We start from the raw sequence: 9,465 nt of genomic DNA, 5'->3' as shown, positions 1-9,465 counted from the left end.
CAAACCTTAACATCTCCAGGGTTATCACAATTTCATAATAGACAGCCGCGGCGGCCGGGTCGGACCCGGTCAGCACCGCGGTCAGGAACTCCTTGACCGGGTTGCGCGCCTCCACCGCCGCCCAGTCGGGCGAGTTGGGCGTGGCGCGCCCGTTGACCGCGGCCGCCGCCATGGCCGCCGCGCCCGGGTCGTCGCCGACCGCGCTCGCCAGGCTCGTCCGGTTGGGCACGTAGTTCATCGCCTTGGCCAGCTCGACCTGCCACTTCTCGCCCGCCAGCGCCCGGACCACGGCGTAGGCGCCCTCCTGGCGCGGCGAGGCGAGCGGGATGATCAGGTCCGAACCGCCGGTGAACACCGCGCCGGGCGTGGCCGCGGTCTTGCCGGGGATCGGGAAGAAGCCGAGCTTGCCGGCCAGGTCGGGGTTGGCCTGCTCCACCAGCTTCGCCGCGCCGGGCACGGCGATGAACTGCGCGACCTGCCCGGCGGCCACCACGTCGGTCTGCTGCGGCCTGGCCTCGTCGGAGTCCTTCGGCCCGTCGCCGAGCGCCTGGAGCCTGCGGTAGAAGTCGGCGCCCGCCAGCGCCTCGGGCGTGTTCAGGGAGCCGGACCACCGGTCGCCCTCGCGGGTGGCCAGGTCGCCGCCCTCGTCCCAGACGAAGCCCGCCAGCACGTACCAGTTCTGGCCGGGCAGGTAGATGCCCTGGACGTCGCCCCGGTCGAGCCGCTCGGTGGCGGCCAGCCACTCGTCGCGGGTCCTGGGCGGTGCCACGCCGGCGGCCTCGAAGAGGTCCGTGCGGTAGATGACCACGCGGTTGGCCGCGTAGAACGGGATGCCGTACTGCCTGCCGTCGACCGCGCCGGGCTCGGCCAGGCCGGGGATCCAGTCCTCGCCGCCCAGTTCGGCCTTCCGGTCGGTCAGGTCGGTCACGCCGCCGCTGGCCGCGTACTGGGCGACCTGGGTGTTGCCGACCTCGATGACGTCGGGCGGGTCGGTGCCGGCCAGCGCGCTCGTGACCTTCTGGGTGATGCCGTTCCACTCCTGGACCTGGAGGTCGAGGTCCAGGTCGGGGTGGTCTCGTTCGAACTCCGCCTCGAAGCGGCCGACGAAGTCGTCGGTGGCCGAGTCCTTCATGAGCCAGACGGTGATCTGCTCCCGACCCCCGGCGTCGCCGGGGTCGTCGCCGCAGGCCGTCAGGGCGAGTCCCAGCGCGAGGAGGAGGGCAAGGGGGCGGTGCGGCACGTCTCACCTCTCAGCTGACCAATTGGTAAACCTTGGGTGGAGCGTGTTGAAGATGGCATAGACCAATGTTGCAGTCAACACCCAGCTCACAGCCGTGAGAGCGCTCTCGATGTTGGAAAAGTGGTTAGTGACCAGTGGTCTGCCATACTGGGCGGGCGACGCGGTCGGAGCAGCGTCGGACGAAGCGAGGCGCCATGGCCGAACCGATCCTCAAGCGCGAACGGGTGCGCGACTACCTGCTGGAGCTTATCGAGACGCACCCGCCGGGCGCCCCGATCCCGGCCGAGCGCGTGCTGTGCCGGCAGCTCTCGGTGTCCCGCCCCACGCTGAGGTCGGCGGTGGACGAACTGGTCAACACCGGCCTGCTGGTCCGCCAGCACGGCCGGGGCACGTTCGTCGCGCCCGCGAAGATCACCCAGGAGCTGGTGTCCGGCGACCGGGCCATGACGCTGCCGCAGGCGGGCGGGGTGTGGACCAGCCGGGTGCTGGAGCACGCCCGCATCCCGGCCGGGGCGCGGGTCGGCCGCAGGCTGCGCGTGTCGCCGGCCGCCGAGATCACCTACACCGCGCGCCTGCGCCTGGTCGACGGGCAGCCGATGGCGATCGAGTACCTGCACGTCCCGGTGGCCGTCGCGCCCGGCCTCACCCCGGAGGACATGGAGTCGGGCAACTTCTACGACCGCCTGGCCGAGCACGGCGTGCACGTCCACGACGCGGTGCAGTCCATCGAGCCCACCGTCACCAACGACGCGGAGTCCGACCTGCTCGGCGTCCCGGTCTTCGCCCCCGCGCTGCTGTTCGAGCGCCTGACCAACGACACCACGGGCCGCCCGGTGGAGTACGTGCACTCCCTGTACCGGGGCGACCGCTACCGCATCGTCTCCCGCCTGTCGCTGGTGCCCACCGCCGTCGCGCCCGGCGCGCGGGCGGACCACCACCCCGGCATACCGCCGGGCGACCTGTCCTCCACGGGCCGGGTCCGCTCGACCACGACGGGCGACGTGCAGTGACCCCCTACCCGGGTAGGACGCGGAAGGTAGTCCCCCGGTAGGACGACCGGGGCCGGGTGCGCGCCTAGCGTTCCCGGCGTGAGAGCACTCGCCGCACGCCTCGGGGTGCACCCGCGACCGGGCGCCCTCCGCGCGCTCGTCGCCGCACCGGTCGCCCTGCTCGCCGCCTACCTGGCGGCCCGGGGCTGGCTGTACCCGCTCTGGCCGGACACGGTCGGCGCCCTCGGCCACCCGTTCACCGCGGACCCGGACCTCGACGAGGCCTGGGGCGGTCCCACGCTCGCCGGCGCCTGGTTGGCCCACGCCCTCATCGCGCTGGGCCTCCAGGCGGTCTGCGTCGGGGTGCTGCGGCTGCTCTACCCACGTCCCTCCAACGAGTGAACCTCTGACACGGACCGGCGAATGCGGCGGCTCGACGCGAGGGCCGCTCCCCGGTCGGTGGCACGCTCCGACGCACAGGGCGTGCGGACCCGCGCGGGTGGTCCCGCCCACCACGTCGAAGGGGGACGACGTCATGAGCGCGCACTCCACCGGGCGGCCACAACCCGACTTCCCCTACGGACCGGACGGCGCGACGTGGTCCGCGCTGCTGGCCTCGGCGGGGCTGGGCGACGGGCGCGCCCCGGTCATCGCCGAGCCCTCCCGGGACCCCAGGGACGCCTACCTGAACGACCCGGAGCTGGCGATCGAGGAGTTCGAGATCCCCGCCGAGGGCCTGAGCCCCCAGCAGCGCAAGCGGGCGCTCAACCGGTTGGAGACCTACCTGGTCGGCAAGCACCAGACCATGGTGGGGTTCCAGGGCAACCAGGACATGGCCCACTACCAGCAGGACCTGGCGCGGTTCCTGGAGTTCCACCTCAACAACGTCGGCGACCCGTTCCAGCAGGGCAACTACCGGGTCAACACCAAGATCGTGGAGCGCGCGGTCCTCGACCACTACGCGTCGCTCTGGCGGGCGTCGTGGCCCTACGACGCCGACGACCCCGACAGCTACTGGGGTTACGTGCTGACGATGGGCTCCACCGAGGGCAACCTCTACGCGCTGGCCTCCGCCCGGGACTACCTGTCGGGCAAGAAGCTCATCACCGAGCCGGGCGGCGCCGGCGAGCAGATGGTGTACGTGCAGGCCGCGGGGCCCGCCGCCCGGCCGGTGGCGTTCTACTCCGAGGACACCCACTACTCGGTGATCAAGGCGGTCCGGACGCTGGACATCGACACGTTCGCGGCGATCGGCAGGCGGGACCACCCCGGGCAGTGCCCCATCGCCGACGAGTGGCCGATGGAGGTGCCGTCCCGGGGCGGCGCGGAGGGCAGCGGCGAGATCGACGTGGACGCGCTGGAAGCGCTCGTCCGGTTCTTCGCCGAGCGCGGGCACCCGATCCTGCTGCTGCTCAACTTCGGCACCACCTTCAAGGGCGCCTACGACAACGTCGAGAAGGTCGCCGGCCGGCTCGTCCCGATCTTCGCGGAGCACGGCCTGCTGGAGCGGGACATCGAGTTCGAACCCGGCCGCACCGACCGCCGGCGCGGCTTCTGGGTCCACGTCGACGGCGCGCTGGGCGCGGGGTTCATGCCGTTCCTGCGGATCGCGGCGGCCGAGGAGCGGACCAGCGAACTGGCCGTGGCGCTGCGCCGGGAGATCAGGGACAAGGTCCCCGAGTTCGACTTCGGCCTGCGGGTCCACGGCGTCGACGTGGTCAGCTCCCTGGTGATGAGCGGGCACAAGTGGCCCGGCTCGCCCTGGCCGTGCGGCGTGTTCATGACCAAGAACAAGTTCCGGGTCGAGCCGCCGGCCAAACCGGCCTACACCGGCTCGCCCGACACCACGTTCGCCGGGTCGCGCAACGGGTTGTCGCCGCTGGTGCTGTGGAACCACCTGGCGTCCAAGTCCCTCCGCGAGCACGCGGCCACGGCGGTGCGGGCGCTGCGCACCACCCGGTACCTGGAGAGCTCGCTGCGCGAGTTGGAGGACCGGCTCGACCGGGAGGACCGGCTGCCCGAGGGCGGCCTGTGCATCGACCGCAGCCCGATGGCGCTGACCGTGCGCTTCCGCCAACCCGGCGACGCGGTCGTGGAGAAGTGGTCGCTGTCCTGCCAGCCGATGCTGATGAAGTCCGGCGAGCTGCGCCACTACGCGCACGTGTTCGTCATGCCGTCGGTCACGGAGGAGAAGGTGGACGCGTTCGTCGAGGACCTCTTCGCCGAGGGCGCCTTCGACCGGCCCGAACCGCGACCGCTGCCGGAACGGCAGGCCGGCGCACCGGGGTTCGCCGCCGAGGTGCGGCCCCTGGCCCTGGTGCCCCTCACCGGCCGCGGCTTCCAGTGACCGGCGCCGCCCGCGCGTCGACGGGCCGCCGGTGACGGGCCGGACCGGGACGGGCCGGACCGGGGTGCGCGGCTCCGCTGCCGAGCACCCCGACCGCTCGCGGCGCGCCCCTTACTCGCGGTGGGCGTCGAAGCGCAGCAGCGCCCGGCGCGGGCAGGGGACCGCGCCCCGCATGGTGGTGCGCAGGTCGGCGCCCGGCGCGAGGGACAGCCGCCACTTCCGGGTGAGCGCGGCGAGGGTCAGCGTGGCCTCGGTGGTGGCGTAGGCGTCGCCGATGCAGCGCCGCGCGCCGCCGCCGAACGGCAGGAACGCCCCGTGCGGCGGCGCGGCGGTCCGCGCGGGGTCCCACCGGTCGGGGTCGAACAGCATCGGCCGCGGGTAGTCGTCCTCGCTCAGGTGGACCACCGCGGGCGAGGTCATGATCGTGGCGCCGCGCGGCAGGGCGGTCCCGGCCAGCTCGACCGGTTCGGTGACGGTCCTGGTGATCAGCACGGTCGGGTGGTGCAGCCGCAGCGTCTCGTTCAGCACCCGCCGCGCGCAGGTCAGGTCGGCGGGGTCGGACACCGCGATCGCCTCGGCGCGCACCGCGTCCTGCACCTCCGGGTGCCGGGCCAGGCGGGTCAGGCACCAGGTCATGGTGGCGGCGGTCGTCTCGACGGCGGCCACGAGCATGGTCATGACCTGGTCGTGCACCTGGTCCGCGGTCAGCGGCGCCAGCTCGTCCACGAGCCCGCCGGGCGGGCGCGCCGCGGCCAGGCGCTCCACGGCGTCCCGCAGCGACCGCTCGGCCAGCCGGTGCGGCCGGTGGACCGCGGTCAGCGCCCGCCGCAGCCCGCGCGGGACGAGCATCAGCGGCAGGAAGCCCCTCAGGAGGGTTTCCACACCGCGCTGGACGTCGTGCACGACCTCGGGCGAGTCCTCCGCGAACAGGGTGCGCACCACGATCCGCCGCGACAGCGCCTGGAGCGCGGGGTGCACGTCGGCGACCTCGCCGGGGCGCCACGCCCCGACCGCCGCGTCCGCCTCCTCGGCCATGACCCGCGCGTAGCGCCGGAGCCGCTCGGGGTGGAACGCCGGCTGGATCATCCGGCGCTGCGCGCGGTGCTCGGCGTGCCCGCAGGTGCCCAGGCCGTTGCCGATGAGGTCGCGCACGCGGTCCAGGGCCGGCCCGCCGCGGTCGAAGACGCGGTCGTGGACCAGGACGTGGCGCAGGAGGTCGGGGTGGCAGCACACGTGGGCCGGGCGCGGGCCGAGCCTGATCTCCACCAGGTCGCCCAGGCGGCGCAGGGAGCTCAGGAACTCCACGGGCCTGGTGGCGAGGTGCCACGCGTGGCCGACGACGGGCAGCGCGCCGGGCGCGGTGGCGGAGCGGAACCCGGTCGGGGCGGGCTTGGCGGGGTGCGCGGCGGTGTGGGCCGCGGTGTGGGGGTGCCCGGTGCTCCGGAACGCGGTGGACCGCGAGGTGACGGGGCAGGGGCCGGCCGGGTGGGGGCCCGAGGGGTAGGCCGCGGTGGGGTGGGGTGCCGCGGGGTGGGGGAGCGCGGTGTGGGGCCCGGCGGGGTGGGATGCGGTGGGGTGGGACCCGGCGGGGTGGGGTGCGGCCGGGTGGGGTGTGACCGGGTAGGACGCGAACGGGCAGGGCGTGGTCGCGTGGGACGTGGTCGGGCGGGACGGGGTGCTCAAGCGGGACAGCCTCCTGGTCTAGCCGTGGTGTCCGGCGAGTCCACCCCGGATCCCCGCGGCCGGCACCTCGGCCGACCCGTTCGATGACCCGCGCAGGTCATTTACCACCCGTACCGGTGGTATCACCGTGAGTGAATGGATCGGCTGCCCCGATCTCCGCCGCGCCGGCTTCGGGGTGGACTTGCCGGAGGTGGCCCGCACCACTACGGTCCGACGAAAGTGAAGAGCTTTCGCGTATGTCGGGGAGTGCGCATGAGGGGTTCTCGTCGTTCGCTGGTGCCGACCGCGCTGGTCGCCGCCCTGGTCGTGGTCGGCCTGCCCGCCGCCCGGTCGCAGGCGCAGGACCAGCCCTACCTGATCGGGCGCGGCATCTCCGACGTGACCGGGCCCGCCGCCGAGAACGGGATGATGGGCTACTCCTCGTTCGACCAGAAGACCACCGGCATCCACCAGCGCCAGCGGTCCCGGGCCTACGTCGTGGTCGACCGGGCCACCGGCGAGCGGGTCGCCTACGTCAACGCCGACCTCGCGATGATCTTCCGCGCCGTGCAGGAGGCCGTGCTGGACCGGCTGCGGCCCCGCTACGGCGACCTCTACACACGCGAGAACGTGCTGCTGTCCGCCACCCACACCCACGCGGGCCCCGGCGGCTACTCGCACAACCTCGCCTACAACCTGTCGATCCTCGGCCTCCAGCCGCAGACCCTGAACGCCATCGCGGACGGCATCACCGAGTCGATCGTCGAGGCGCACGAGGACCTCGCGCCCGGCGAGCTGTCCCTGGGGCGCGGGCAGCTGACCAACGCCAGCGTGAACCGCTCGCGCACCGCGTTCGAGCGCAACCCGGCCGCCGACAAGGCGCACTTCCCGAACGCCATCGACCCGGCCGTGACCGTGCTGAAGTTCCGGCGCGGCGGCGAGGACGTCGGCGCGATCAGCTGGTTCGCCACCCACAACACGTCCATGACCAACGAGAACACGTTGATCAGCCCGGACAACAAGGGGTACGCGTCCTACCAGTGGGAGCACGACGACGAAGGCGTGCGCTACCTCGACGACCGGCCCGGGTTCGTCGCCGCGTTCCCCAACACCAACGCGGGCGACCTGTCGCCGAACCTCCACCTGCGCCCCGGCTCCGGCCCGACCGAGGACGAGGTGGAGAACACCCGGATCATCGGCGAGCGCCAGAACCGCAAGGCGCAGGAGGTGTTCGCGGGCCCGCAGCGGGCCGTCACCGGTGGGGTCGACTCCCGGATGCGGTTCGTGGACATGTCCCGGGTCGCCGTCGACGGCCGCCACACCACCGACGGCCGCCCCGGCACCACGTGCTCGGGCGTGGTCGGCGCGTCCACCATGGCGGGCAGCGTGGAGGACGGCCCGGCGCTCCCCGGCTTCAGCGAGGGCATGCAGAGCCCGCTCAAGGCGCTGTTCGACCCGTTGAACGTCGAGGTGCCGCAGTGGCTGCGAGACTGCCAGTACCCCAAGGCGTCCCTGGTGCCCACCGGGCTGGTGGGCGCGACCCCGGACGTGCTGCCGCTCCAGGTCGTCCGGATCGGACCGCTGCACCTGGTCGCGGTGCCCGCCGAGGTGACGGTCGTGGCCGGCCTGCGCATCCGGCGCGCGGTCGCCGAGGGCGCCGGCGTGCCGCTGGAGGACGTGCTGGTCCAGGGCTACGCCAACGACTACAGCCAGTACGTGACGACGCCGGAGGAGTACGACCTCCAGCAGTACGAGGGCGGCTCGACGCTGTTCGGCCGCAACACCCTGCCCGCGTACCAGCAGGAGTTCGGGAAGCTCGCCGAGTCGCTGCGCACGGGCGCGCCGCTCGACCCCGGCCCGACGCCGGGCACGCCGCCGTTCACCGGGATCAACCTCCAGACCGGCGTGGTGTTCGACGACAAGCCGCTGGGCAGGTCCTTCGGCGACGTGCTCACCGAGCCGGCCGCCGAGCACACCAGGGGCCAGACCGCCACGGCCGTGTTCGTCACCGGCCACCCCAAGAACAACCTGCGCCGCAACGGCACGTTCCTGGAGGTCCAGCGGCTCGTGGACGGCCGGTGGACCCGCCACGCCGACGACGGCGACTGGTCCACCCGCTACCGCTGGCAGCGCGAGGGCGTCGCCAACTCCACCGCGACCGTCACCTGGGCGATCCCGGCCGACACCCCGGCCGGCACGTACCGCATCGTCCACCACGGCGACTGGAAGAGCGGGTGGACCGGCGCGATCACCCCGTTCACCGGCGTGAGCAGGGCGTTCACCGTCAGGTGAGGCGGGTCGGTGCCGCCGGTCCCCGGGCGCTACCGGTCACCGGCGGCACGGCCGGCCGGCGGGTCGTCCCGTTAGTCGGCGAGCGGCGGCGTGGCGGCGGGGTGCTCGACGAGCGCGAGCACCCGGCCGGCCATGAACCGCGCCGTGCGCACCGGGACGCCGGTGCGCGTGACCTCCACGACCTCGACCACGCCGCGGCCGATGCTGATCTCCACGCGCCGGCCCGCCCTGGTCGCCACGATGTCGTAGGTGCGGGTCGTGTCACCGGCGTCGACCACGACCTCGACCCGGTCGCCCTTCATACCCCTCACACTACCGAGCGAACGGCGCGTGAGCAGCCACGTTAGCCCAGGTGGGCGAGGAATTCGGTCAGCACGGCGGCGAACTCCTCCGGCGCCTCCTCGTGCGGCGCGTGCCCGGTGCCCGGCAGGACCCGCACCTCGCCGCCCCAGAGCGTCGGGGCGGGGACGGTGCGCAGGTAGTCGAGGTTGACGAGCTGCTCGCCCTCGCCGTGCAGGATCGCCAGCGGCCGCGTGAGCCCGGCGACGATCGCCAGTTCGTCGGCGAACCGGCCCTCGCCGAGGCTCGCCTGGAGACCGGCGCGGGCGGCGCCGTCGGTGGCCAGGATGTCGGCGACGAACCCGGCGGTCGGGTACGTCGAGCCGGGGGCGAGGAAGCTGTCCGCGTACGCGCGGGCGGCCTCGTCGTCCACCTCGGCGCTGAAGCCGGTGTTCACGGCCGGGTTCGGGAGGAACGCCTCCGCGAGCTGGGCGGGCGAGCCGACCGGCGGCGTGCCGAAGACCACGAACCCGGCGGCGTCCGGCAGCCGCGGCGCCGCCTCGATCGCGATGTGCCCGCCGAGGCTCCAGCCGACCACGACGGCGTCCTCGGCGCCGGTGGCCGCCGCGAAGCCGACCAGGTCGTCGGCGTAGCCG

Annotated in this window: 8 protein-coding genes; 4 read left to right on the top strand and 4 right to left on the bottom strand. The window is 73.6% G+C overall.

The features are described 5' to 3' along the window. On the bottom strand, positions 1 to 1,240 hold a 1,240-nt coding region (locus ACFV4N_RS33865; RefSeq protein WP_499676734.1), incomplete at its 3' end, for an extracellular solute-binding protein. A gap of 194 nt (positions 1,241 to 1,434) precedes the next feature. On the opposite strand from ACFV4N_RS33865, the gene ACFV4N_RS33860 reads away from it, so the two are divergent. The 3 genes from ACFV4N_RS33860 (at position 1,435) to ACFV4N_RS33850 (ending at position 4,576) form a co-directional block, all read left to right on the top strand. Then, positions 1,435 to 2,250 (top strand): GntR family transcriptional regulator, encoded by an 816-nt coding sequence (locus tag ACFV4N_RS33860; RefSeq protein WP_499676733.1) that lies wholly within the window; start codon positions 1,435 to 1,437, stop codon positions 2,248 to 2,250. Between the two features lie 78 nt (positions 2,251 to 2,328). Beyond that, the gene (locus ACFV4N_RS33855; protein ID WP_499676732.1) at positions 2,329 to 2,631 is read left to right on the top strand and encodes a hypothetical protein; all 303 of its coding nucleotides are present in this window, start codon (positions 2,329 to 2,331) and stop codon (positions 2,629 to 2,631) included. Positions 2,632 to 2,764: 133 nt separating this feature from the next. After that, a complete protein-coding gene (locus tag ACFV4N_RS33850) occupies positions 2,765 to 4,576 on the top strand; it encodes a pyridoxal-dependent decarboxylase (RefSeq protein ID WP_499676731.1) in 1,812 nt (603 codons plus the stop codon). A 111-nt stretch (positions 4,577 to 4,687) separates the two neighbouring features. Here the strand turns inward: ACFV4N_RS33850 and ACFV4N_RS33845 are convergent, their stop codons facing one another. After that, positions 4,688 to 6,259, bottom strand: coding sequence for a cytochrome P450 (locus ACFV4N_RS33845; protein ID WP_499676730.1), 1,572 nt, complete (start codon positions 6,257 to 6,259; stop codon positions 4,688 to 4,690). Between the two features lie 252 nt (positions 6,260 to 6,511). On the opposite strand from ACFV4N_RS33845, the gene ACFV4N_RS33840 reads away from it, so the two are divergent. Further along, positions 6,512 to 8,530 carry a neutral/alkaline ceramidase gene (locus tag ACFV4N_RS33840; RefSeq protein WP_499676729.1) on the top strand — a complete coding sequence of 673 codons (2,019 nt, stop codon included), beginning with the start codon at positions 6,512 to 6,514 and terminating at the stop codon, positions 8,528 to 8,530. Between the two features lie 71 nt (positions 8,531 to 8,601). Here the strand turns inward: ACFV4N_RS33840 and ACFV4N_RS33835 are convergent, their stop codons facing one another. Continuing rightward, entirely contained in the window at positions 8,602 to 8,832 is a 231-nt protein-coding gene (locus tag ACFV4N_RS33835; protein WP_499676728.1) for a DUF8836 family protein, read from the bottom strand. A gap of 41 nt (positions 8,833 to 8,873) precedes the next feature. Next, positions 8,874 to 9,465, bottom strand: a 592-nt coding sequence (locus tag ACFV4N_RS33830; protein ID WP_499676727.1) for an alpha/beta fold hydrolase, incomplete at its 5' end; no start/stop codon positions are given.

The sequence above is a fragment of the Actinosynnema sp. NPDC059797 genome (assembly GCF_042732085.1).
Taxonomy (GTDB): Bacteria; Actinomycetota; Actinomycetes; order Mycobacteriales; family Pseudonocardiaceae; genus Actinosynnema.
This window is presented reverse-complemented; position numbering and strand designations above follow the sequence as displayed.